This is a genomic window from Variovorax sp. GW821-FHT09D05, from assembly GCF_059416325.1.
Genome location: NZ_JBWKOZ010000003.1, coordinates 595438 through 619411, shown reverse-complemented (window position 1 = coordinate 619411; position 23974 = coordinate 595438). Strand labels below are relative to the sequence as shown.

The 23974-nt window shown below is 67.6% G+C and carries 25 protein-coding genes; 5 read left to right on the top strand and 20 right to left on the bottom strand.

Features of this window, described 5'->3' with window-relative positions; genetic code table 11:
- Window positions 1–114 precede the first annotated feature (114 nt).
- Window positions 115–1854 carry a dipeptidase gene (locus tag AC07O3_RS10875; protein ID WP_495339291.1) on the top strand — a complete coding sequence of 580 codons (1740 nt, stop codon included), beginning with the start codon at window positions 115–117 and terminating at the stop codon, window positions 1852–1854.
- Window position 1855: 1 nt separating this feature from the next.
- Here AC07O3_RS10875 and AC07O3_RS10870 read toward each other — a convergent pair whose 3' ends face one another.
- The 7 genes from AC07O3_RS10870 to AC07O3_RS10840 form a co-directional block, all read right to left on the bottom strand.
- Window positions 1856–2173, bottom strand: coding sequence for a chaperone modulator CbpM (locus AC07O3_RS10870; RefSeq protein ID WP_495339290.1), 318 nt, complete (start codon window positions 2171–2173; stop codon window positions 1856–1858).
- Window positions 2174–2175: 2 nt separating this feature from the next.
- Window positions 2176–3138: a DnaJ C-terminal domain-containing protein gene (locus AC07O3_RS10865; protein ID WP_093055677.1), complete on the bottom strand. Its 963-nt coding sequence runs from the start codon at window positions 3136–3138 to the stop codon at window positions 2176–2178.
- A gap of 55 nt (window positions 3139–3193) precedes the next feature.
- The gene (locus AC07O3_RS10860; protein WP_495339289.1) at window positions 3194–3838 is read right to left on the bottom strand and encodes a histidine phosphatase family protein; all 645 of its coding nucleotides are present in this window, start codon (window positions 3836–3838) and stop codon (window positions 3194–3196) included.
- A 10-nt stretch (window positions 3839–3848) separates the two neighbouring features.
- The gene (locus tag AC07O3_RS10855) at window positions 3849–6251 is read right to left on the bottom strand and encodes a penicillin acylase family protein (RefSeq protein ID WP_495339288.1); all 2403 of its coding nucleotides are present in this window, start codon (window positions 6249–6251) and stop codon (window positions 3849–3851) included.
- A 94-nt stretch (window positions 6252–6345) separates the two neighbouring features.
- Complete coding sequence (locus AC07O3_RS10850) at window positions 6346–6927, bottom strand: glutathione S-transferase family protein (RefSeq protein ID WP_093055682.1); 582 nt, start codon at window positions 6925–6927, stop codon at window positions 6346–6348.
- 30 nt (window positions 6928–6957) lie between these two features.
- Window positions 6958–7596 carry a CDP-alcohol phosphatidyltransferase family protein gene (locus AC07O3_RS10845; protein WP_093055684.1) on the bottom strand — a complete coding sequence of 213 codons (639 nt, stop codon included), beginning with the start codon at window positions 7594–7596 and terminating at the stop codon, window positions 6958–6960.
- 76 nt (window positions 7597–7672) lie between these two features.
- Window positions 7673–8413 carry a glutamine amidotransferase gene (locus tag AC07O3_RS10840; RefSeq protein WP_093075082.1) on the bottom strand — a complete coding sequence of 247 codons (741 nt, stop codon included), beginning with the start codon at window positions 8411–8413 and terminating at the stop codon, window positions 7673–7675.
- A 149-nt stretch (window positions 8414–8562) separates the two neighbouring features.
- Between AC07O3_RS10840 and AC07O3_RS10835 the strand changes: the two genes are divergently transcribed.
- The 3 genes from AC07O3_RS10835 to AC07O3_RS10825 are packed head-to-tail and all read left to right on the top strand — an operon-like array spanning window position 8563 to window position 9768.
- Window positions 8563–9015 (top strand): hypothetical protein, encoded by a 453-nt coding sequence (locus AC07O3_RS10835; RefSeq protein WP_143042589.1) that lies wholly within the window; start codon window positions 8563–8565, stop codon window positions 9013–9015.
- The gene (locus AC07O3_RS10830; RefSeq protein WP_495339287.1) at window positions 9016–9480 is read left to right on the top strand and encodes a ribonuclease HI family protein; all 465 of its coding nucleotides are present in this window, start codon (window positions 9016–9018) and stop codon (window positions 9478–9480) included.
- A gap of 33 nt (window positions 9481–9513) precedes the next feature.
- The gene (locus AC07O3_RS10825) at window positions 9514–9768 is read left to right on the top strand and encodes a DUF3297 family protein (protein WP_093055689.1); all 255 of its coding nucleotides are present in this window, start codon (window positions 9514–9516) and stop codon (window positions 9766–9768) included.
- Window positions 9769–9774: 6 nt separating this feature from the next.
- Here the strand turns inward: AC07O3_RS10825 and AC07O3_RS10820 are convergent, their stop codons facing one another.
- The 7 genes from AC07O3_RS10820 to AC07O3_RS10790 form a co-directional block, all read right to left on the bottom strand.
- A complete protein-coding gene (locus AC07O3_RS10820; RefSeq protein WP_495339286.1) occupies window positions 9775–10797 on the bottom strand; it encodes a DUF2272 domain-containing protein in 1023 nt (340 codons plus the stop codon).
- 10 nt (window positions 10798–10807) lie between these two features.
- A complete protein-coding gene (locus AC07O3_RS10815) occupies window positions 10808–11584 on the bottom strand; it encodes a DeoR/GlpR family DNA-binding transcription regulator (RefSeq protein WP_093055693.1) in 777 nt (258 codons plus the stop codon).
- Between the two features lie 133 nt (window positions 11585–11717).
- Window positions 11718–13907: a phosphocholine-specific phospholipase C gene (locus tag AC07O3_RS10810; RefSeq protein WP_440531839.1), complete on the bottom strand. Its 2190-nt coding sequence runs from the start codon at window positions 13905–13907 to the stop codon at window positions 11718–11720.
- 37 nt (window positions 13908–13944) lie between these two features.
- On the bottom strand, window positions 13945–14124 hold the full coding sequence (locus AC07O3_RS10805) for a hypothetical protein (protein WP_093055695.1): 180 nt from the start codon (window positions 14122–14124) through the stop codon (window positions 13945–13947).
- Between the two features lie 51 nt (window positions 14125–14175).
- Window positions 14176–16245 (bottom strand): LamG-like jellyroll fold domain-containing protein, encoded by a 2070-nt coding sequence (locus AC07O3_RS10800; protein WP_495339285.1) that lies wholly within the window; start codon window positions 16243–16245, stop codon window positions 14176–14178.
- A 253-nt stretch (window positions 16246–16498) separates the two neighbouring features.
- The gene (locus AC07O3_RS10795; RefSeq protein WP_495339284.1) at window positions 16499–17032 is read right to left on the bottom strand and encodes an SRPBCC family protein; all 534 of its coding nucleotides are present in this window, start codon (window positions 17030–17032) and stop codon (window positions 16499–16501) included.
- A 35-nt stretch (window positions 17033–17067) separates the two neighbouring features.
- Window positions 17068–17415 (bottom strand): ArsR/SmtB family transcription factor, encoded by a 348-nt coding sequence (locus AC07O3_RS10790; RefSeq protein ID WP_093055698.1) that lies wholly within the window; start codon window positions 17413–17415, stop codon window positions 17068–17070.
- Window positions 17416–17589: 174 nt separating this feature from the next.
- On the opposite strand from AC07O3_RS10790, the gene bla reads away from it, so the two are divergent.
- Window positions 17590–18477, top strand: coding sequence for a class A beta-lactamase (bla, locus tag AC07O3_RS10785; RefSeq protein WP_093176170.1), 888 nt, complete (start codon window positions 17590–17592; stop codon window positions 18475–18477).
- Here the strand turns inward: bla and AC07O3_RS10780 are convergent, their stop codons facing one another.
- The 6 genes from AC07O3_RS10780 to AC07O3_RS10755 form a co-directional block, all read right to left on the bottom strand.
- Window positions 18478–19347, bottom strand: a complete 870-nt coding sequence (locus tag AC07O3_RS10780; protein WP_495339339.1) for an amidohydrolase family protein — start codon at window positions 19345–19347, stop codon at window positions 18478–18480.
- Window positions 19348–19392: 45 nt separating this feature from the next.
- Entirely contained in the window at window positions 19393–19827 is a 435-nt protein-coding gene (locus tag AC07O3_RS10775; protein WP_256216612.1) for a DUF3806 domain-containing protein, read from the bottom strand.
- Between the two features lie 17 nt (window positions 19828–19844).
- Entirely contained in the window at window positions 19845–20759 is a 915-nt protein-coding gene (locus AC07O3_RS10770; protein ID WP_093073361.1) for a bestrophin family protein, read from the bottom strand.
- A gap of 39 nt (window positions 20760–20798) precedes the next feature.
- Entirely contained in the window at window positions 20799–21422 is a 624-nt protein-coding gene (trhA, locus tag AC07O3_RS10765) for a PAQR family membrane homeostasis protein TrhA (RefSeq protein ID WP_093176163.1), read from the bottom strand.
- A gap of 28 nt (window positions 21423–21450) precedes the next feature.
- Window positions 21451–22884, bottom strand: coding sequence for a glycerophosphodiester phosphodiesterase family protein (locus AC07O3_RS10760; RefSeq protein WP_495339283.1), 1434 nt, complete (start codon window positions 22882–22884; stop codon window positions 21451–21453).
- Window positions 22885–22990: 106 nt separating this feature from the next.
- Window positions 22991–23938 carry an AraC family transcriptional regulator gene (locus AC07O3_RS10755; protein ID WP_307615473.1) on the bottom strand — a complete coding sequence of 316 codons (948 nt, stop codon included), beginning with the start codon at window positions 23936–23938 and terminating at the stop codon, window positions 22991–22993.
- Between the last annotated feature and the right edge of the window lie 36 nt (window positions 23939–23974).

Below are 23974 nucleotides of genomic sequence, written 5' to 3'. Positions count from 1 at the left end.
AGCCGCGCTTTCTCCCTCGTGCGCAACGTTTCTTCGTAGTGCGCAGGGCCCTGTCGCAGCGCGTGGCTCGGGTATCGTCGAAGGCTTCCATTTTGTGAAAAGGGAGTCACGCACATGCTGCAATTTCGCTTCTCGTTGCCAGCCCTCACCATGGGCTTGATGGCAGTTGGCCTCACCGCACCGGCCTTCTCGGAGACGCTCAAGAAACCCGCGCTCGACCAGTTGGCCGCGGCCTGGAAAGGCGGCAAGCCCGCCTCCAGCTTCAACGCTTTCCTGGCCCAGGCCGAGAAGGCCAACCCCGAGCTGAAGCCCGCCGTGGCCGCCTATCGCAAGAAGGCACCGCTGGCTGGTGACGACCTCACCAACATCGCGCGTCTGCTCGGCCTGTACAACCGCCTGCACAACCAGAAGGCCGTGATCGCGAGCCTCGGTGCCATGGTGGCGCTGCCGACTGCGCGCAACGTGCAGATCCCGCCGCACGAGAACCCGACGATCATCGACTTCGGCAAGCTGGTCGAGAAGATGGCGCGAGACTTCGGGCTTGCGTATCGCAACGTCGACAACCGCATCTTCGAAGTCAGCCTCAAGGGCAAGGGCACTGAAGAGTTCGGCATCCTCACGCATTCCGACGTGGTGCCCGCGGTGCTGTCCGAGTGGGTGCTCGACGACGGTACGCGGCTCGATCCGTTCACCATGGTCCGCGTGGGCGACCGCCTCTACGGCCGCGGCACCATCGACGACAAGGGCTCGATCGCCGCCGTGCTCTATGCAATGAAGACGGTGAAGGAAAGCGGCCTGCCGATCCAGCGCACCATGCGCCTGATGATCGAGACCACCGAGGAAACCGGTGGCGACGCCATGGAGTACTACCGCGGCAAGGTGCCGCTGCCGGCCTACAACATCGTGCTCGACAGCGGCTACCCCGCGGTCGTGGCCGAGAAGGGCGCGGGCTCGCTGAGTGTGTTCTTCCCTGCGGAGAAAACCGATGGTGCAGTCACCGCGATCACGGACATGGGCGCAGCCGCCGCGGTCAACGCGATTTCGCAGACCGCCACCGCCACGCTCAAGGGCGGCGACCTCGCTGCGGTGCTCGCAAAGCTCGAAGCCGCGAAACCGGCCTTCCTGCAGAAGTACGAACCGCAGGGCGGCAAGTTTGCGATTGCCGTCACGCGTGACGGGGACAGCATCGCCATCAAGGTCACCGGCACCTCGGCCCATGGCTCGGAGCCCCAGAACGGCGTGAATCCGCTGCCGCGGCTGGGCCTGTTCCTGCTGGAGTCCGGTGTGACGCTGGCCGACAACCAGTTCCTCAAGGCGGTGAAGTACGTCGATGCGCTCTACGGCACCGGCTACCTCGGCGAGAAGATCGGCCTGGGCTACAGGGACGACTTCATGGGGCCACTGACTTTCTCTCCCAACCTGATCCGCACCGGTGCCGACGGCCGGGTGGTAGTGGCGGTCAACACGCGCATGCCGCGCGGCCGCACGCCCGAAGAACTCAAGACCCAAGTCACCGCGAAGATCAATGACTGGGCTGCGGCGAACAAGGCCACAGTCGAGATCAAGTACGACCAGGGCAACTGGATGGCGCGCGATCCTTCTGGCCAGTGGCTGACGACGCTGCTCAACATCTACGGCGACACCACCGGCCTCGAGGCCAAGCCCGTATCCGCGGCCGGCGCCACCACGGCCAAGCAGATGCCCAACGCGATCAGCTTCGGCCCCGGCATGCCCGGCAAGAAGTACACCGGGCACAACGCCAAGGAATACAAGGAAGTGCCCGACCTCGACGCCGACCTGCAGATGTTCACCGAGATGCTGGTGCGCATCGGCAACCTGCAGCAGATGCAGTAGCTCAGCGCAGGCCGCGCGCCTGCAGCACCGCCTTGAGCCGGCGCACCTCGTGCTGCAGGTCGAGGATCAGCGCGGCCGCGTCGAGGCCCACGCCGAAGTCGCGCTCCAGCCGGCGCGCTTCGAGCGCGTGCTGCAGGTCGGCGCTGGAGAACTGCCAGCGCTCGGGTTGGGTCTCGGTCGTTTCGATCCGCAGGATGCCGACCTCGACCAGTTGCACGACCCAGGTGGTGTCGGCGCCAACGGCGTGCGCCAGTTCACTCGCCGCGAGCGGCTGCGAGGCACTGACGGCGGTGGCGGTTGTGACAGTGAAATTCACCATGCTCAGACTCCCAGATGCTGGCGTGGGTGGAACGATGCCGTGGCTTGCGCCAGCTGTTCGTAGGCTTTGCGCGCATCGTCGCTGTCGGCGGGCGGCAGCGCAATGTCGAGCAGCAGGTACAGGTCGCCGGGCGTCTTGCCTGCGAAGCCACGGCCCTTGAGCCGCAGCTTCAGGCCGTTGCGCGCGTTGCGCGGCACGGTCACTTCGACCACGCCGCCGGTGGGCGTTGGCACCTGCACCTGCGCACCCAGCGCGGCTTCGGTGGGCGTGATGGGCAGCGTCATGTACAGGTCGCGTTCTTCCACGCGGTACAGCTTGTGCGGCGCGATGCGCACTTCGAGGTACAGGTCCCCGGGCGGCTCGCCGCCGTGGCCGGGCATGCCTTGCCCCGCGAGGCGGATGAACTGGCCCGGGTGCACGCCCGGCGGGATCTTCACGCTGAGCGTGCGGTTCTCCCACTGCGGGTGGCCCTGTGCGTCGACGGTCTGCGCGCGCAGCGTGATCTCGCGCTCGGCGCCGTTGAGCGCGTCTTCGAGCGTGATCTCGATGGCCGCATGATGGTCTTCGCCGCGCGCGCGGAAGTTTTGCCGCGCGGCGCCGCGGCGTTCGGCCTCGCCGAACAGCGACGAGAAGAATTCGCTGAAGTCGGCGTGGTCGGCCGGGCCCTGGCGCGGGCCGCGGTGAAACTCGAAGCCTTCGTCCCAGCCCGGCGGTGGCTGGAAGTCGCCCTCAGGATGGCCTCCGCGCGCGACACGATCGGCCAGCGCGTCGTAGGCGGCGCGCTTTTCCTTGTCGCCAAGCACGTCCTTGGCCTCGTTGATGTCGCGCATGCGCTTCTCGGCGTCAGGCTCGGTGCTGACGTCGGGGTGGTACTTGCGGGCGAGCTTGCGGTAGGCCTTGCGCACTTCGTCGTCGGACGCGGTGCGGTCGATGCCCAGTGCGCTGTAGTAGTCCTTGAATTCCATGGTGTGTGGCGGTTCGTTGGGTGGACGGCAACAAGGCCCGAGGAGTGGGGGGAGGCTAGGCCAGGGCTGCGTCGCCGTCGGCTTGCCGCAGCAGCGGCGTCACGGCCCATGTGGGGCCGCGGCGCTCGAAACGCAAGGGCTGTGCATTGCCGAGCAGGCCGACGTCGACGGGCACGCCCAGGAGGGCGGCCAGCGCGTAGAGCGTGCCGCCATGTGCCACCACCAGCACCGGGGCGGGCAGCCGCAGGGCTGTGTCGAGCGCGTCGCGCGTGCGTGCGACGAACTGCGTGAGCGTTTCGCCGCCCTCCGGCTCGCAGGCCCAGTCGATGTTGACGGACGAGGTGCCGATCAGCGCGCCGAAGTTGCGCTCGCGCAGCGCGGCCTGTGCGGCCGGCACGAGCTTCAGCGTCGTGGCCACGGTGTACGCGGTGTCGTGCGCGCGCCGCGCGTCGCTGCACACGACGGTGCTGATCGGCTCGCCGGCCAGCAGCCCGGCGGCGCGCGCGGCCTGCTGCAGACCAAGCTCGCTCAGGGGCTCGTTCACCGCCTGGAAGATGCGCAGCGCATTGCGGCCGGTCTGCCCGTGGCGCAGGAAGTAGAAGTGATCGCAGGCTGGCGACAGCGGCTGCGCCTCGGCGATGCGGATCAGTTCGTCGAGCCCGCTCGGGGCGGTGTGGGAAAGGGCGGTTTGCTGTGACATGGATGGGCGGTCAGTACGCGAGCTGCAGCGGAGTGCCTTCGCGCTGCGCTCGCACGTCGGCGGGGTGGAACGGCAGCGGGTGCCACTGCTTGGCTGCGAACAGCGGCAACTGGTCGTAGGCGCGCGGCGAAGCCGGGTCGCTGCTCTGGCCGTAGGTCAGCAGGCCTTGAGCAACCGGGCCGTTGGCGTCGAAGGTCACGACCTGCATGTAGCTGCTGCCGTAGTTGACGTTGTAGCCCTTCGGGTCGATCAGCGACTGGCCCTGCGACTCCAGCTTGTTGAGCACGCCCTCGAACTCGTCGCCGCCGTGCAGCGCGATCTTCTGGCCGCGCACCAGGCGCGACTGCGGCACGCCCAGCGGCACGTCGGCCGCGAAGCCGGCGGTGCGCAGGATGCCGACCGCGTCGCCCAGCGCCTTGAACACGGCTTCGCGCGTGGCGGGCGTGGCCATGTCGAGCCCGGCGGGCGTCGCCACTGGCTGCGCGGGGTCGAACGGCACGCGCCAGACCTTGGGCACGTCCTTCGTCTTGCGCCAGAACTCGCGGAACAGCGGTGCGCCCTTCGATTCGGCATTGCTGGTGCGGTCCCAGGCGGTGAGCACGCGGCAGCCGAGCGCCTGATCGGTGGTGAGCGTGTTACCGGCGGCACTGCAGGCGGCCTGCAGATCGTCCATCACCAGCATGCCTGCGAGATTCCTGTCGCGGAAGATCACGCTGCGCAGCTCGGCCGCGCCCATGCGGTTTCCGGGCAGGCCGTCGCCGCCCGAGAGCCGGCCGCGGATTTCCATGATCGCGCTGCGCGTGCGCAGTCGTTGCGGCACGCCGATCGGGCCCACCAACGGCGACACACCCGCCATCGGCGCGGTGTCGGGGTTGCTGAGCCAGAAGCTGTCGTTGCTGTTCTGCACGTAGTCCGGCGTGATGAGCACCGGCATGCGCGCCGGCGCGATGATGCCGGGCGCTGCGGCCGCGCTGTCGCGGTTCCATGCGCAGGCGCTGCGCGAGCCGTCGAGCACCGGCAGCCCGGCTGCGTTGAGCAGCGCGGCGGCGGCGGGCGAGGGCGCGCAACTCTTCAGCATGTCGACCGATACGTCGGGCACCACCGACAGGTCGGCGTACATCGCGTTGCCGTCGCGGTCGGCCGCGATGGTGTTGATCCACGGCATGCCCTGGTTGCCCATGGCGGCGCGTAGCTCGGTCACGTTGCGGGCCAGTGCCATCTTCATCCAGCTCTCGGCCGAGCGCACGTTGAGCGTGTTGGCGTCGCGGATGGCGTAGGCCTTCTGCGCGGTCCAGCCCAGGCCGGCGCGCGGCAGCGAGATCACGGGGCCCCAGTCGGTCGAATAGAAGGTGTGCTGCACCGGCGGCGCGGTGCCGCCCGTTGCCGCGGCGGGCAGTGCCACGGTGCGCGCGACCATCTTCTTCGGCTGGCCGTCGACCAGGTACATGGTCGGGTCATTGGGGTCGAGCTTCAGCTCGTACAGCGTGAAGCGCTTGCCGGTCGACACGGTGTGCGTCCAGGCCACGTCCTTGTTGAAGCCGATGGCCACCACAGGGCTCAGGCCGCCGGTGGCGCCCATCACGTCGAGCTTGCCGGGGATGGTGAGGTGCATTTCCCAGAAGCGGTTGGTGCCGGTCCACGGAAAGTGCGGGTTGCCGAGCAGCAGGCCCTTGCCGTCCGGCGTGGCATTGCGCCCGAAGGCCCAGCCGTTGGAGCCGAACTCGCCGCCCTCGGGGTTGGCGTTGAAGCTGTGGCGGCCGATTTCGGCCACGGCTTCCTTCAGGTCCACCGGCGCGGCGCTTGTTTTGGCGCCGGGGGCGGGCGGCACCGCGGCCAGCACTGCGCCGGCCAGCGCGCCCAGGCCGCCCTGGATCATCGACATCTCGGTGGCGCGCGACAGGTCGCCGGCCGTCATCGGCCGCACCCAGGGCTTGCCGCGGCAGGCTTCGGGCAACCCGTTGGGGCCGGCGTCTTGCAGGTAGCGGTTGTAGCCGGCCACGTAGCCGCGCAACGCGGCCTGCACGTCGGGGCTCGTGGTAGCGCCTGCACGCGCCAGCGCGGCGTCGTCCATGTGATAGCGGATGAACAGGTCGATCTGCGCATTCGGCGCGCGGCCCAGGCCCAGGTCGCCGGTGTTCTGCGCGCCCAGGAACTGCGAGCGCTCGCCGCGCAGTGTGAGCAGGTGCTCGGCCGTCTGGCAGACGTTGTCCTGCGCATGCGCATAGGCGCTGCCGTACGCCAGGCCTTCGTAGTCCGGCGCGGTGATGTGCGGGATGCCGAAGGTGGTGCGCTCGATGGTCACGCTGCGCCCGCCGGGCGGCGGCGTGCTCGCGCAGGCGGCGAGCAGGGCGACCAGGCCCACGGAAAGGGCCGTGAGCGAAAACCGGGAAGGCGTGGCGTTCTTCGATGTCATGCGGGCGTCTCTCTTATTGGAAAGGAACAAGGAAGCCGATTAAAGGACGTACCTTTGCCGCGCGTTGTCACCAGCGCGGCATGCCGCGCAGAGTTCAGCCGAACTTCATGCCCTTGGGCCGGGCCTGCAGCCGGTCGATGTAGGCGTCGAGCGTAGGCCGGTTCAGGACGCCGCCGAACGCGCGGTGCCAGATGAGCATCGAGCCGATCATCACGTCGGCCGCGGTGAATTGCGCGCCGAACAGGTAGGGCCCGTAGCGCAGTTCGCGCTCGACCGCGTCCTTGGCCGCTTCGAAATTGGTCCAGCCGCGCGCGCTGTTGTTGCTGCGGATCTTCAGGATGGCGTCGCCCATCGCGGGCTCCAGCTGCGCGGTCGAATAGACCATCAGCGACAGGTAGCGGCCCCGGTCTGGTGTGCCGACAGGGGGCGCGAGCCGCTTGCCCGGAAACTTCTCGGCCACGTACATGCAGATGGCGGCGTTCTCGAAGACGCGCGCCTGGCCGTCGACCAGCGCCGGCAGCTTGCCCGCCGGGTTGATCTTCAGGAACTCAGGCTTCTTGTGCGCCTTGTCCTTGAGCAGGGTGGTCACGATCTCGTAGTCGGCGCCGGCTTCGTCGAGCATCCACTTGGCGATGTGCGAGCGGCTGTGCGGGTCGAAATACAGCTTCATGGTCATCGGCGTGTCTCCTTCGTCTCGAGTGATCGGTCAGAACTTCGGGATTCGCAGCGTCTTGCTGATCATGAGCGTGCCCGACAGGGCGAACAGCAGCGTGAGCGGATGCAACTGCCACGGCCCGATGACCCAGGCGCCGCCCCACAAGGCGCTGCCGATGTGGCCCTGCCAGGCCGCGTATGCCAGCACGCCCACCAGCACCACGCTGGTCGGGATGGGGGTGCCCTCGAAGTACTTCACCTTGTCGGAGCCGGCCGACAGTGCCTCGGCCGTCACGTTGAAGCGCGCGAGCCGGCTCACGCCGCAGCCCACGAAATAGATCAGGATCACGCAGTCCCAGCCGCCGTTGAGTCCGGCCGCGAAGCCGAGCGCCGCGGGCGCCATGCCGAAGGAGATGATGTCGGCCAGCGAGTCGAGCTCGCGACCGAGGGCAGATTGCGTCTGGCGCCAGCGCGCGATGCGGCCATCGAGCACGTCGAAGATGAAAGCGGCCGGTGCGAGCGCGGCCGACCACAGGAACTGTGCGAGCGACTGGCTCGCCATGAAGGCCATCGCGAGGAACACCGCGCCCACCCCGCAGGCTGCATTGCCGAGCGTGAAGGCGTCGGCCAGGTGGAATTCCCGGAGCATCGAAAAATGCTTGCGGGTCGGCGCGGGGGAGGGAGTGGTCATGAAAGATGGGTTGGGCAAACGGCGAATGGACCGCACCTTAACCGAAGCGAAACGCGCTTTTTGTCAGCGCAGGGCGTCAGACGCCGTGATGCGCTTCGACGATCCGTGCGAAGCGCCCGAGCAGGCCGGCCGCTGCATCGGTCGGGACCACGTGCTCGCGCAGTGCGGCCGGGTCGGTGCCGGCGCGAGCCAGGTCGCCGGCCAGCTGGTCGATGTAGCCGCGCATGACGTCGGCGTCGAACTCGGGGTGGAACTGCACGCCCCAGGCATGCGCGCCCGCGCGGAACGCGTGCACCGGCTCGTGGTCGTTGCCGGCCAGCCGCACCGCGCCTTCGGGCAGGCGCAGAGCGCTCTGCCAGTGCACCGCGTGGGCCGGGAACTGCGCGGGCAGGCCGTGCAGCAACTGGTCGGTAGCGGCGGCATTGTCGAGCGTGACGGTCACGGTGCCGACCTCCGCGCCCTGCGGGTGGTCGCCGGCCTCGCCGCCGAGCGCATGCGCGAGCAACTGGTGGCCGTAGCAGATGCCGAGCACCGGCGTGTCGCGTGCCACGAGTTGCGCGAGCCAGGCGGCCGTGGTCTCGCTCCAGGGTTCGCGGTGCGACACCATCGCGTGCGAACCCGTGACGACCGCGCCTGACACTTCGGCCGGGTCGGGCAGGGCGTCGCCGCGGCGCGGATCGACCACCAGCAGGGGCAGCGCGTGCGTGTCGAGCCCGTCGGCAATCCAGTGCTCGAAGTCGCCGCGCTGCGCGCGCAGGGCCTCGAAGGTGTCTCCAAGCTTGACGATGACGAGCGGGTGCGGGCGGTGGTTGTCCATGCCCGCGATCATGCCGCAGGTGCGAAATGCTCTCGCAACGGCTACAGTGGATGACCCCGGGGCGGTCCCCGGGTGTTTGATGACCCCGGGGCGGTCCCCGGGTGTTTGACCTGACTGCAACCCTGCCGAAAAATCGACTGATGCGCACCTTGGCTGCCTCCCTCATGATCTTCGCTGCGGCGCTGGGCGCACATGCGGCGGAGGTGGTGCGCTGCACGGACGCCAGCGGGGCCATCTCCTACACCAACGTGGCTTGCCCGGCGGGTAGCAAGCAGTCGCGGCAGGTGCCGATCCTTGAGTCGCCACCCGCCGAGGCGCGCCGGCCGGACTACACACCGGCGCCGACCCCGACAGCACCGATTGCACCGCCCAACCAGGTGGCGAGCAATCCGCCTTCGGGCCCGGCCATCATCCCGCGCTATCCCGCCGACACGCAGCCCGCGGCGGCCGATCCCCCGGCCGTCGTCATCCTGAGCCCCGACCCGTACTACGACGGCGTGCGCCCCATTCGCCGGCCGCCACCGCATGTGCACGACCCTGGGCCGCCGCCCGGCCAGCGGCCCTGCCAGAACCTCGCAGGCATCAAGCGCGGCAACTGCTGAATGAGTGCAGGAGAAGCCAGGCCCGACAGCCTTCCGTGGACCGTCTACTGCGACGGCAGCGCCATGCCCAACCCGGGGCGCATGGGCATCGGCGCCGTCATCACCGCGCCTGACGGCACGCGCCACACGCTGTCGCAAGCCACGCATGCCACAGGCTGCAACAACGAGGCCGAACTGCGGGCGCTGACGCTCGCGCTGCAAGACCTGCGCGAGCGGGGTGCGACGGCGGTGCGGGCCTACAGCGACAACAGCATCCTGGTCGAGCAGCTCGGCCCGGCCGGGGCGAAACCGATCGAGCGCCTGGCCGGCCTGTTCGACGATGCGCGCGCCTTGCTCGGCAGCTTCGACGACGTGCGCGTGCAGTGGATTCCGCGCCACCGCAATGGCGAGGCCGACGCGCTGGCGCGGGGCGCCTTGGGCTTCGCGCCCAAGCCGCCTGCAAGGCCCGCGAAGAAGCGGCGATAGGGTCGGGCCCGGGAGCCCCTATCATCACGCGCCATGACAGAAGCCACTCCCCGCCCACCCCTTCCCGACCACCTCTCCATCGATCCGCGCAGCCCGCACCACGTGGCCGCCGCGTTCGAGCACGACATCGGCATCCGTTTCAACGGCAAGGACCGCCTCGACGTCGAGGAATACTGCATCAGCGAAGGCTGGATCAAGGTGCCCGCCGGCAAGACCCTCGACCGCAAGGGCAAGCCGCTGCTGCTCAAGCTCAAGGGCACAGTCGAGGCGTACTACAAGGAAGCGTAAGCGCGCTCAGCGCCACTGCAGCAGCAGCGACCAGGGCTGGCGGCTCATGTGGCGATCGATGCACCCCGGCGCGCCCGGCGTGCATCCCTCGGGCAGGTAGCTCGGGTCCAGCCAGCGCGTGCCCGGCGCAAAGTCGAGCCGGCGCCGCGTGACCGACTGCAGCACGTTGCCGCCCACGGTGTCGAAGCCCGTGGCATCCACAGCCACCACCACGTCGCAATGCATGGGCAGCGGTTCGCCGCCGGTGTCCCGCGCGGCCAGCACTTCACCGATCTTGTCGAAGGTGTCGAATCCGGCGCCCGCGCCGCGTGCCTGGCAGACCAGGTCGCCGACGCGCGGCGGCGTGCGTGTCAGATCGCAGGTGCGCAGGGCGTAGCGCGTGGGGCGGCCCGCAGCCTCCTCGACGCCGGCTTGCCACGCAGCGCCCGCATAGTCGACATGTGCCTCGGAGAACACGAACTCGTCGTCCGCCAGCCCCGCCTGCCGCGCCAGCCAGCTGATGAAGGCCGCGGACCAGGGCGTGTCGATCACCGCGACCCGGCTCAGTGCGGCCTGAACGGCGCGCAGCTCCACTGAATCAAGCCCCTCGTCGGGGCCGACGCCCATGCCCTGCAGGCGCCCGGCCGTCGCCTCGTTCAACGCCTGCATCAGCAGGTGCCGGTCGGCGCCCCGCAGTGCGCCGAAGCGAACGAGCGACGGGAGCTGCGGATCGACGGCCTGCCAGTAGCCCAGCACCCGCTGCCATGGCGCGAGGCCCGGCACCGTGCGGCGCGTGTCCTCGGCTTCGGAGTCGCCGGCTTCGGTCATGCGGCCTTCGGCATCCATGGACTGGCCGCCGAAGGCCTCGTGCTCCTGCAGTGCGAAGCTCGCCATCGCGAGTGCGCGCGACGGCGAAGGGGCTTGCATGGCCGTTTCGAGGCAGCCCGATGCAGCGGAAGCCAGGCCCGGCGCCGATGCGAGCAAGAAGGCTGCGGCGCCCAGGGCCGCCATCGCCCATCGCGAGGGAGGGGAAGCGTCCGGTCGCAGCATGCGATGCGCCTCAGGCCACTATCACCCGCTCGCACGCCTTGCGCAGTGCCGACAGCCCCGGCAGTTCGCGCGCCTTGGCATCGGTGACCACCACGTCGATGTCCGTCGTCCGCGCATAGGTCACGCGGCTGGCCTGGCCGATCTTGGCGTGGTCGGCCAACAGCACCAGTTGCTGCGCCTGCTCGGCCATGGCGCGCGCAACGGTGGCCTCGTGGTGCTCGAAGCTCATTGCGCCGTGCTTGGCGTGCAGCCCCACCGGCGACAGCAGCGCCACGTCGGCGCGGTAGCGGCGTATGGCCTCGACTGTGGTGTCGCCGCAGGTAGCCTGCGCCTTCACGTCGATCTGGCCGCCCAGCAGGATGGTCTGGTTGCCGGTGAGCCGGCCTTCGCCCGCGCCCGCGAACTTGAGCGCGATGTTCAGCGAGTTGGTGATGACCGTCATGCCGCTCAGCGTGCCGATCTCTTCCGCGCAGATCGACATGGTGCTGCCCGCGTCCATGAAGATGGTCTGCCCCGGCCGCAGTAGTGCGACGGCGGCCTTGGCAATGGCGCGCTTTTCGCGCTGGCGCGCCACCAGCCGCACCGCGAGCGGCGGCTCGGGCTCCGCCTTGATGGCAACGGCACCGCCATGCACGCGGCGCAGTTCGCCCAGGCCTTCGAGTTCGAGCAGGTCGCGGCGCACCGTTTCGCGCGACACCGTGAGGTCCTGCATGACGCGCTCGACGCTGAGTCGCGAGAAGGTGGCGAGCAGGCTGCGGATGCGCAGGAATCGTTCTTCTTGGAGCATGGAATGCCGGCGTAAAAAAGAAAAAGGGGCGGCGTCAGTGTGACAGCCGCCCCGGTTGCACGTGAACAGGCACAGGGGCCGTGCAATTGTGCCGGCCAATATCCCGATGCAGGTGCGTTGGCCCCGTCCGTTGTCAGAGATCGGCGAGGCCCATGGCCGGATCGCTCACCGAGTGCTTGCCGGTTTCGACGCGGCCGGCAAAGCGGCGATAGAAGGCCGGATCGGCATCGCAGGTAACGGCGAAGTCGTACCACTGGCCGCTGCTGGCCAGCACCCACAGTTGCTCGGCCTTGCCGCCGCCGCTCACCGTGGCGTTCCACGGGCCGTCGTCGCGGTAGGCCTTGGCGCGCACTGTGAACTTGCAGGCGCCACCACCGCCGTTGAGCATTTCCAGGTACACGTTGCCGTTTGCAATGTCGTAGCACACCTGCACTTCGGGGTTGGGTGCGCCACCGGCGCGAAGCCGGTTGAGGTCGCCCTTGAAGTGGCGGTGATAGCCGCTTGGCCCGAGCACCCAGAGGTCGTAGAAGCCGCTGTTGTCGGTCGTGGGGTTCCACGTGTCGTCGAGCGTCTTGCCGGGCTCGACCATGTAACGGCGCGGCAGGCGGTCGAGGTTGAGCTTGTCGTACACATGGAACACGGCCGCGGCCTTGCCGCTGTTCTTGAAGATCAGCCGCATCTGGCCCTTGATGACATCGGCGCGCGCGCTCGTGTGCAGCTCGTATGGCAGGGCGCGCGAGGGGCGTGTGCCGGTGGCCTGGCGCGGCAGTTGCGGGTCGAGCGGCAACGCCACTTGCGCCAGGGCCTGCTGGTCGGCACGCAGCTTGTCGGCGTCAGCCTTGGTCGTGCGTCCCGTCAGCGTGGGCAGCGCTTCCGTGTTGGGCGTGGCGAAGTTGAATGCACTGGTGAGGTCGCCGCACACTGCGCGGCGGAACGGCGAGATGTTGGGCTCCTTCACGCCGAAGCGTGCCTCGATGAAGCGGATCACCGAGGTGTGGTCGAAAGCCTGCGAATTGACCCAACCGCCGCGGCTCCACGGCGAGACGACATACATCGGCACGCGCACGCCGGGGCCGTACACACGGCCATCAGGTGCGGGCTGGCCGCTGGTGCCCGGCGGCTTCGGGTGCGTGAAGCGCTCCACGGCGAGGTCGGCCTCGGGCAGCGTGGTCTTGCCGGCCATCGAGCCGTCGGGGTTGAGCGAGGGCGCGGCCGGCGAGGGGTAGTGGTCGAAGTAGCCGTCGTTCTCGTCGAAGTTGATGAGCAGCACGGTCTTGCTCCACACGTCCGGCACGGCGGTGAGCGCGTCCAGCGTTTCCTGGATGTACCAGCCGCCCTGCACCGGGCTCGAGGGGCCGGGGTGCTCGGAGTAGGCCGCGGGCGCAACGATCCACGACACCTTCGGCAGCTTGCCGTTCTTGATGTCCTGGCGGAACTGCTCGAGGAAGCCGCCGTCGGGCATGGTGTTGGCAATGCCCTTGTAGAGCGGGTTGCCGGCGTCGTCGCTGGCCGGGTCGTAGGCGGGCGACGGGCCGTCGTTGCTCACCGGCTTGCCCGAATCCTCGTTGGCCTTGCGGTACTGCTTGAAGCCGGCCAACGGGTTGTCGGTGAAGTTGTCCGGCAGGCTCTGGTAGATGATCCAGCTGACCTTGGCTTCCTGCAGCCGCTCGGGGTAGGTCTTCCACTCGTAGCCGGTGGTGGACGGGCCGATGTCGTCCCATTCGTTGTTGACGGTGGCCACGTTGGCGCCCGTGGGGCCGTTGGTGCCGGTCCAGTGGAACATGCGGTTCGAGTTGGTGCCCGTATGCATGCTGCAGTGGTAGTCGTCACACAGCGTGAAGGCATTGGCCAGCGCGAACTGGAACGTTACCTCGGCCTCCTTGAAGTAGCCCATCGACGCATTGGTCTTGTAGCGCGGCCATTGGTATGCGCGCCCGCCGTCCCAGGCGTTCTGGCCGTCGCTCCAGGAGTGGGGGGTGCCGCTCACGCGTTGCGCGTTGCCTTTGCGGCTGTCGAGGTGGTAGGGCAGGATGGGTTTGCCGCTGGCATCGCTTTGCTGCCACACATTCAAGCCCTTGGGCAGTGGAATGGTGAAGCGGTCGCCGAAGCCGCGCACGCCCATCAGCGTGCCGAAGTATTGGTCGAACGAACGGTTCTCCTGCATCAGGATCACGATGTGCTCGACGTCCTGGATGGTGCCGGTCTTGTTGTTGGCCGGAATGGCGAGCGCGCGGCGGATGCTCGGCGGAAAGGCCGAGAGCGCAAGGGCGGCGGCGCCGGTCGTGGCCGTGCCGGTGAGGAATTTGCGACGTGAGTTCGTCATGGGCTTGTTGTTTTGGTTGGACATGGTTCGGCGGGGCTCAGGGTGCGCAGCTCTTCACGGGGGCAACGCCGGTGTCGGGTTGCGTGGGCGTGGTGGGGGGCGTCGGTGTGCCGCCGACGAAGCCGCCGCCACCTCCGCTGCCGCCGCAGGCGGAAAGGGCGCAGGCCAGAACGAGCGCGGGCACGAGACGCGCGCAAAGAAGGGTTTGAACTTGCATGGTTTGATCCTCTGGAATCGTTGTTGTCTTGGGGCTCGGGGGTGATCGGGGTCAGGGCAGCGTCGACAGCGGCGTGCCCGACTTGAAGATGCTGGTCAGCTCGTCGTTCGTGAGCGAGCGGTTCCAGATCGCGAAGTCGTCGAAGTCCATGGCGCCGCGCGGCGAAGAGGTTTCGCGTTGGTAGTAGAGGCCGGTGCCGTCCTCGTTCAGGCCCAGGCCGTTGCCCAGGCCGCCGAGCTTGTCGACCAGCGCGCTGGTGATGGCGGTGCTGTTGGTCTGGATGCCCCTGACGGGGTCCATCACATAGCCCTTCATCGTGAGCGCGGCCTTGTCGATCACCACCGCCACGTAGGCCCACTGGCCAGCGCTCAGGCTGTAGCCGTTGCTGTCGGCGCGTGCGCTGCCCGTGCCTACGTTGAAGCGGATCTCGCAGCTGCCGAACAGCCCGATGGCCAGGCCCGCGTTGCCGCCGGTGGTGTAGTTCTTGTTGCCGATCACCGTGCCGCCGTTGCTCACGCCCTGGCTGCAGGTGTTGTCGGTGCGCATCCAGAAGCCGATGGTGAAGGCCGTGACCGCCGGGTTGGTGGTTACGTCGCTGTTCTGCACGAGGCGATAGCCGGCCATGCCGCTGGCGTTCTTCACGGTGCTGTCGACGCGCAGCGCCTTGGCCTTGTTGGGTGCCGGGAAGCCGTCGTCGACCAGCGTGCCGCCGTTGGCGTCGGCAGCCCAAGGGGCGAGCGTGGAGGCACTCTTCGCATCGACTGCAGGCAGGGCGTTGAGCGGGTAGTAGTTGACCAGCCCGTTCACCAGCGTGGGAGCGAGCGTCACCGGCGGTTCCGGCGGTACCGGCTTGACGTAGGCGATCTGCGCAGAAAGCGCCACGCTGGCCTCGCCGGCGACGACCGTGTACAGGTAGGCATAGACCCCGTCGCTCTCGGCGACGATGGGGTCGATGTAGGCAGTCGAGCCGGCGGGCAGCGTAGCCACCAGCTTGCCGTCGCGCAGCACCTGCACTGGCGCGGTCGTGGTGCCGGCGAGCGTCCACGACAGCTCGATGCTTCGCTTGTCCGCACCCGTCTTCGCGGAGAGGCCGCGCAGCGACGTGGCCGCCTGCAGGGCCTGGCCGTTGAAGCGGTAGTCGGCGGCCGCGGGCAGCGCGCCGAGGTGACGCAACACGGTCGGCGCGATGTCGGTGGCGGCCGAAAGCACGAGCAGGCTTGCGTCAGCAGGAGCGGCCGTGCCGACGCCGGCTTGCGCCGCGAGCGTTTTGTTGCTCGCGATGAAGATGGTCTTGTTGTCGTTGTCCTGCAGGCCGGTTGCACCGCCGAAGGTGTCGAGGCCGTGGCTGGTCGTGAGGATCACGAGCCAGTCTTCCTTCGGATCGTTGGTGGTGCGCTGCGCGATGCGCGCCAGCAACTGGCCCACGCCGGCGGCGGTGTCGGCGATCGCGCGCTGGTACGCGTCGCTCTTCAGGCCGCTGCTTGCCGCCGCGCCCGGTGCGCCGTACTGCGCGACCAGCAGGTCGTAGCCCGTTTCGATGAGTTGCGCGGTGCGGTCGGTGACGCAGGTGTCGGAGCCGGCGCAGTCGATTGCGCTGTCGAGCGTGCCGGTTTCGTTCGACAGCAGCAGCGGATAGAGCGCGCTTGCGGTGACGGAAGCTGTCTTGTAGGCGGCCGCCTTGTTCTGCCTGGCGAGCGCGAACACCGAGGGCGCGAGCTTGACGTCGATGCGCTGGTCGTTCGTGTCCCAGCGCACGCCGTGGCGCTGCGCCCACGTGCCGGTCAGCAGTGTGGCCCAGCCCGGGCCGTCGGTGGTACGCTGTTCGCTCAGCGTGCCGTTGGCACCGCCGGTCCATGCCGGTGCAACGCGCAGCGACTGCAGTGCCGGCACCTTGTTCTGCGCCATGGCGTCGCGAAGCGCCGCATGCGTGAGGCCGTCGATCTCGACGACGAGTGCCTTGGGCCCGCTCTTGCCCTGGTTGACTGTCGGTGCTGGGTTGCTTCCGCTACCAGGCGACGGTGTGCCGATGGGTGAGAAGCCGTTGCCGCTACCTCCACCGCAGGCGGTGAGAAGCAGCAGGGCGCACATGCTTGTTCCCGCCCATGCGCGGCGCGTGTTCATTCCTCTGATCATGTTTTCCCTCGAAGTTCTGAGACGCATATCCCGCGGCTGCGCCGAAGGAACGTGGGTGTCTTTCTGTTCTTGTGCAAATAAAGTTATTTACAACAAAACACACAAATACTCTTAATGCCTCAGATGCTGCGGTTCTCAGGTGACAACGGTTTGACAATCCCCGCGAACGCCAACGCCCAAAAAGAAACGGGGCCCGAAGGCCCCGTGTGAGAGAAATGAAAGGAGGAACGTGCTGCTTCAGTCAGCGAATCTGCGCTTCGTAGTCCTTCTCGAGCGCCGCGTGGTTCGTCCAGAAGCCCTGTGGCTTGCGCCCCGCCAGCACCTCGATGAGCACATCGACGTGCGCATGCCACCCGCTCGCCACGCTGACCATGTCCTTGCGGCTTGCCAGCCGGCGATGCGTGAGCACGAGCTGTGTGGTGTTGCCCTGTGGCGTGAGCTCGAAGGTGACTTCCGACGGCGCCGGGCCTTCGTCCCAGCTGATCGTCAGCAGCGTCGGTGCTTCCATGCGCACCAGCCGCGACTTCTGCACGATGGGCTGGCGGCAATCGGCGTAGCGGTCGGGAGCTACTTCGCCGGTGAGTTCGGTGTGGTTGAAACGCAGGTCGAACATCTCGCCGGGCTTCTGCGTCATGGTGCCACCGGCCAGCCATGCGGCGCGTTTGTCGGGGTCGGCCAGGTAGGCCCACACGCGCTCGATGGGGGCGGGCAGGATGCGCTCCATGCGCAGGGTGCCGGGGGCGACCTGCTGGCCGAGGCTGTGCTTGATCGTCATGGGTATGTGCTCCTTGTGAATGAAGAAGGGGGAGATCACTTGCGCGATTTCTCTTCGCGCCGCAGTTCCTGCTCCAGCGCGTCGAGACGGTTGTTCCAGAAGCCTTCGTAGTAGCGCAGCCAGGCATCTGCCGTGGCCAGTGCGGCAGGCTCCAGCCGGCAGACGTGCGCGCGGCCCTGCACGGTGCGTGACACCAGGCCCGCGCGCTCCAGCGTCTTCACGTGCTTGGACGCCCCCGCGAAGGACATGCGAAACGGCGCACCGAGTTCGCCCACGCTGCATTCGCCGTGGGACAGCAACTGCAGCATGGTGCGGCGCGTGCTGTCGGCCAGGGCGTGGAATACGGCGTCGAGCCGTTCGTCTGCGAGTTCTAGTTCAACCATGAGGTTGAATATAGGCATTTCCAGATTGGTATTCAACTATATGGTTGAATAAACCTTGCCGTTACAGCGGATACACCCGGGACGCACAACGCCGTCGGGAGGCTGGATCGACGAGGGTGCCGCTCCTAGGATTCGCTTCGTACCATCCACTCGACCAAAGAAAGAGAAAACGAAATGAACCCTCTAGTCCAGCGCCGAAGCCTGCTGCTTGCCGCCTCCGTCCTGCCGCTCGCCAGCGCATGCACTGCGTGGTCTGGTACGGCATCGCAGTCTTCGGCCGAGGCGCAGCTCGCCGCGCTCGAAAGTGCCTCGGGCGGCCGCCTGGGCGTGGTCGGCTTCCACACCGGCAGCGGCGCGCGCATACAGCATCGGCCGCACGAACGCTTTCCGCTGTGCAGCACCTTCAAGCTGATGCTGGCCGCGGCCGTGCTCGAACGTGGCACCAAGGACAGCGGCCTGCTGTCGAGGAACATCAGCTACAGCAAGGCGGATCTGGTCGCCTATTCGCCGATAACCGAGAAGCACGTTGCCACCGGCATGACCGTGGCCGCGATGTGCGCCGCCACCGTCCAGTACAGCGACAACGCGGCCGCCAACCTGCTGCTGAAGGTGCTGGGTGGCCCGCCCGCCGTTACCGCCTTTGCGCGCGGCATCGGCGACCAGGCCTTCAGGCTCGACCGCACCGAGCCCGAGCTCAACACCAGCATTCCCGGCGACCCGCGCGACACCACCACGCCCGCGGCCATGGCCGACAGCGTGCAGCGGCTGGCGTTGGGCGATGCGCTGGGCACTGTGCAGCGCGACCAGCTGCAGACCTGGCTGCTGGGCAACACCACGAGCACAGAGCGCTTTCTGGCGGGCGTGCCGGCCGGCTGGAAGGTGGGGGACAAGACCGGATCGGGCTCGTATGGCTCCACGAACGACGTTGGCGTGCTGTGGCCGCCGGCCGGTGCACCGATCGTGCTGTCGGTCTACCTGACCTTTCCGCAGAAGGATGCGAAGGGGCGCAACGATGTCATTGCGTCGGCGACGCGCATTGCGGTGGCCGCGCTGGCAGGCTGATCAGCGAAGGTCGAACAGCGCGGCCGCGTTGTCCCAGGCGATGCGTTGCGCTACGTCGGCCGGCAGATCGCCGAGCCAGGTGCGGTAGCCGCGCATCGTCTCGTCGTAGGCGCTCCAGCGCTGGTTGACCCAGGTGTCGGAGCCGACCATGAAGCGACCCGGGTACTTGAGGATCAGCGCACGCCATTCGGGGCACAGCCTGCCGCCTTCGCAGGTCAGCCCCGGGCGGTACGAGAGCTCACCCATCAGCAGCGGATAGCGCTCCAGCAGCGCCTGTACCCGTTCGACCGGTGGGCCGCCGATGCCGGTGTGGGCCCAGATCAGGCGCAGGGCTTGGCCCTTCGATGGCGCGTTTGCCATCAGCAGGTCAATTGCCACGTCGTCGACGTGTGCGAGCACTGCGAGCTTGCGCTGCTCAGCCAGCGCTATCAGTTTCTTCGCCACGGGGCCGTTGGCATCGGCGCTGTCGTACAGGTGGAACTCTCCGAGTCCGCGATAGGGTCCGCTCGCGGTGCCGCGCGCAAGCTCGGTCTGCACCATCTCGTAGATGGTCTCGTCGCGGAACCAGTTGGTGTAGTCGTCGCGGTTGCGGTACAGACGCACGAAGGGCACGACCGTCACGCCCGCGGCACGTGTCTCGCGCGCTGCGGCCAGGGTCTGCGTGCCAGCGTTGGGGCGCGAATTGGCAATGATCGCCTTGACGTTGTTGCGCTGTATGCGCGCGAGCGCCTCGGCGGGCGGGTAAGGGCCGGTGTTGCCGTCCCAGGCTTCCTGGTTGTAGTGCAGGTGCGTGTCGAACAGCGGGCCTGCGTAAGCCGGGGCCTGTCCGTAGGCGCTGGGCGCGATGGTCGTGCAGGCGGCCACAAGCATGGCGGCGATTGGCGCGATGGTTTTCATGCGGTGCTTCGAGCCAGATCAGGCATCCGGGTAGTGCTCGGCCAGCACCTCGCGAACGGTTTCCTGCAGCCCCTCGAACATCTCCGTGACGTTGACTGCCTTGCCGTCCTCGATCCGCTTGGAGATCATGGTCTTGGGAAACAGCAGGAGCGAGGTCTGCTTGTACCGGAGCGCGGGGTCCCGTCCGTACTCGTCCTCGACCATCCACCAGTCGAAATCGGTACGAGTGCTGATGAACACCTTGCCGAATGCGAGGCCCAGCGCCTGAAGGGAGTAGGTGGCTTCAGGCTCGACGAGCTTCGAGTCGATGACTTTCTGCAGTGCGGCGAGGTCTGTCCTTGTACCGGTCAACTCGTGACCGCTGGCTTCGGACACCAGCTCCGACGCGTGCATGAGCTGGGTGGCAATGGCCCGAAGGTCCGACTTAGCAGGGGAAACGATCTTTTGTTCCATGGCGCGAGTATTCCCTCTCAGGTTTGCATGTACTTGTCGGATCTTGACTCTGTCGGCATCGGCTGCGGCTCGCCGATCATCTCGCGCAAGGTCGATTCGATCGTGCGGGACATGGCGTCCAGCGCAAGGTCGTTCGGCGAGGTGCCGAAGGGGTCTTCGATCTCGGCCCCGAGTGCTTCGAGCGCGAAGAAGGTGTAGGCGATGAACGCGACCACCACCGGCGTCATGGGGCCGATGGCGTCCACCAGGCCGAAGGGCAGCAGCACGCAGTACAGGTAGATCGTGCGGTGGATGATGACCGAGTAGGTGAACGGAATCGGCGTGCCCGCGATGCGCTCGCATCCGCCCAGCGCTTCGGTCAGGCGGCCCAGCGGAATTTCCATGGCCTGCGCGAGCGTCGGGTCGAGATGGCCGCCCCTCCGTTTGTCCCGCAGCCATTCGCCGACCATCAGCAGGAGAACGGCCGGCTTGAAGCGCGCGGCCTGCAGGCGGGCGCAGTCTTCGGGCGACAGCAGCCGCGCGAGGTCGGCCGAGGGATCGGTGCCGCGCAACTGGTGGCGCAGAGCATGCACGAAGGCGATGAGGCGAAGCGTCGGCTTGCCTGCCTCGGCGGGCGCATCGGCCAGCGTCAGCACCTGCCGCACCAGCGAGCGGGTTTCATTGAGCAGCGTGCCCCACAGGGTGCGCGCCTCCCAGTAGCGCGAATAGCTCGTGCCGTTGCGAAAGCCAAGGAAGATGGCCAGCGTCAGGCCGATGAGCGAGAAGGGCACGAAATTGAGCGGCACCTTCCACTGGAACAGCCGGCCGTGAAGCACCGTCACCAGCACCGCGAAGGCGGTGGTCCACAGGAGCTGCGGCGCTATGTCCAGCAGGACCGAGCCGCGCCACACGAAGAGCATGCGCAGCCAATGAGGGCGGGGTCGGACGATCATCGGTCGGCGATTATCCCCGCACGACCGGGCCGCGGGCCCCTACAGCACGAACCAGCCCACCGCCACGTAGTGGCTCGCAGTGCCTGCCAGCACGAACAGGTGCCACGCACCGTGCGCGTGCCGGAAGCCTTGCCTGTTGCGATAGAACACGGTACCCGCCGTGTAGAGCACGCCGCCGATCAGCAGCCATGCGAGCCCCGCGCCGTCGAGCCGCGCGGCCAGCGGCACGGCGGCCAGCACGCCGAGCCATCCCATTCCGATGTACAGCGCCAGCGAGGGCTTCTTCGCCCCGCCGCCCTTGGCCGGCATCAGCTCGCGCCAGATGCCGAAGAGCGCCGCGCCCCAGATCGTCGCCAGCAGCAGCCAGCCCCATGGGCCTTGCAGCGTGACCAGCGCAAAGGGTGTGTAGGTGCCGGCGATCAGCAGGTAGATGGCGCAGTGGTCGGCACGCTCCCACATGCGCTTGAGTCGCCCGCGCGTGCTGTGGAAGAGGGTGGAGGCCGCATACAGGGCCACGGCCGAGAGCGAGAACACCAGCGCTCCCGCGATGCGCGCGGGGTCGCCGGTGGGCACGGTCTTGGCGAGCAGCAGTGCCGTTGCAGGCAGCGCGAGCAGCAGGCCCAGCAAGTGGCTGTATCCGTTGAGTCGTTCTCCGGGGTACATCGTGCTGGCTGCCTTTCGCCGTTCTGCCTCAGCGGCCCGTTTCCTTCAGGTAGGTCTTGCGCGCCGCGAACGCCGTGTTCGCGAAGTCCGAGAACACGCCGTCGATGCCGGCGCGGAAGTACGCCAGGTACTCGGCTGTCGGGTCGCCCTTGTAGATGCCGGCCAGGTACTTCGCCTCGTTGCGGAAGGTGTAGCTGTGCACGAACAGGCCGGCCTTGTGCGCGTCGGCGATCAGGCTGGTGGGCTTGATGGTGTTCACGTCGGCCAGGCCCTTGTTGGGCGTGACGAAGGGCACGATGGTGTGGGCCATGACCTGCGGCTTCCACGGGCCGATGCCGTCGGCATAGGTCTTCACGTCGGCCAGGCCTGCGGGCGTGAGCATCTCGCCGAACCACTTGGGGTTGCCGGCCAGCGTCCAGCTGTAGGGGCGGCCGTCGACGAAGGTGTAGACGTCCTTGGTGACGTAGGTCATCTCGCCAGTCTGGTAGTTGACGTCGTTGCCGTCCACCAGTTGCACGGCGCGGGCCTTCATGCCGGCCGAGCGCAGGTACTTCAGGCTCTCGGGCTCGAAGCTCTGCACGAAGATCGGCGCGTCTTTCCGGTTCAGATCATTGAAGTTCATGATCTTCAGCAGCGCGTCTTCCAGCGGATGGCTGCCCACCGGGCCGCAGCCGTTGGCGATGGCCTGCGCGTTGTTCCAGATCGGGTTCTTGGTTTCCGGATACACGGTGAGCGTGCGGCCCGTGGAGGCGCTCTTGGCCTTGGCGATGTCGATCACTTCCTGGAAGCTCAGGATCGGCAGCTTGCCGTTGAGGTCGGTTGGGCGCTGGTCCTTGGCGTCGTAGGTGGTGCCGCGAATCCACTGGCGCAGCTCGTCCATCGTGAAGTCGGTGATGGACCAGTCGTTGGTGTGGTCCTCGCCGTCGACGATGAGCGACTTGAGCACCGACTTCGGATCGCTCGGGTCGGTCAGGTCGCTCAGGTACTGGGCCGGGCCGTTGGCCTCGATGGCCGGGTACTTCACGTCGACCAGCACGCCGGGCACGGTGCGCTTGCGGCCCGCAACGGTGGTGTTGGTCGCGGCAACGTCGGCGATGTTGGTGTTGTCGCTGAGCCAGGGGTTGTGACGCGCGACGAGCACGCAGTCCTTGGTGAGGTGCAGGTCGGTCTCGAGCGAATCGGCGCCGGCATCGGCTGCGGCTTCGTAGGCGACCTTGGTTTCTTCGGGGTACAGCCCCGGCAGGCCGCGATGGCCGATGACCAGGGGCACGGAGCCGTCGAGCGTGCCCAGCGGTGCGGGGGCAGGGGGAGCCGGGGCGGGTGCGGGCGCCGGTGCAGGCGGGAGGACCGGGAACGAGACGCCCCCATCGCTGCCGCCGCCACATGCGGCTATCACGAGGCAGCCACCGATGGCCGCGATGGCGGCGCGAACCGGGCGGGGCGCGGGAACGTTCTTTTTCATGTGGAGTTTTCGAATATTTGTTGAAAGAGAAACGAAAGCCGCCGGATGCTAGGTTTGCCCCGTGACGGGACAGTGACCAGCGAGTGCCCGCTGACGAGCCCTGAGATCACGCAGGCGCGTTGGTGCGACCAGTGCGTGCGAACGTGCTTGGAGACAGCCCCACCGAGCGGCTGAAGGCAGTGCTGAACGCGCTTGCCGACTGATAGCCGATTGCATGCGCGACCTCTCCAAGCGAAAGACCGTCATGCCACAGCATGTCCTTGGCCAGAGCCATCCGCCATCGCAGCACGTACTCCATCGGGGGCACACCAAGAATCTGTGTGAAGCGGGCGGCAAATGCGGCACGCGACATTCCGACCTTCTTCGCGAGAACCTCGATGGTCCAGCGCCGTGCCACGTCCTCGTGAATAAGCCGCAGCGCATCCGCCATTCGCGCGTTGGCCAGGCCCGCCAGAAGCCCGGAAATCGGCGCGTCGTCTTGTGTCGGCCGCCAGCGCAGGGCCTCGATCAGCATGATCTCGACAAGGCGCGTCAGGATGGCATCGCCACCGGGTCTCGGGGTCGTGTTCTCTTCATCGATGGCGCGCGCAATCCACGTCAAGCGCGCCGCTCCGCTGTCGGCAGCCTTGATGTGAACCACCGTCGGCAGGAGCCCCACCAGCAGCGGGGCACTCGTCGGGTCGAACAGGAAGTAGCCGCCGAGCATCCTGACCGCCGCCTCGTCTCCCTGGGTGCCGTGGCGGATCTCTCCTGCCGGGCTTGCATCTGCGATGCGCATCGTGGGGCGATCCATGGCCTCGAGGTCGCTGCCCATCCGGAAGCCGGGCGTTGCCGGCAGCAAGACGTAGTCCCCGGGTTCCATCAGGAAGGGCTCTGCCGAGTCCAGGCTCAGCCAGCACGAGCCTTTCAGCATCAGGCAGAAGCTGGGCTGTCCGTAGTTCGGGTATTGCACTGCCCAGCTACCCGCGCCGCTGACGAACTTCGACAGAACGGTTCGTGGACGGAGCAAAGCCACGATGGAAGCCAGTGGGTCAGCGTTTAGACGATCGCGCATGAAATCGAGATTAGGCGGGATGGATCGTCTTGGTCA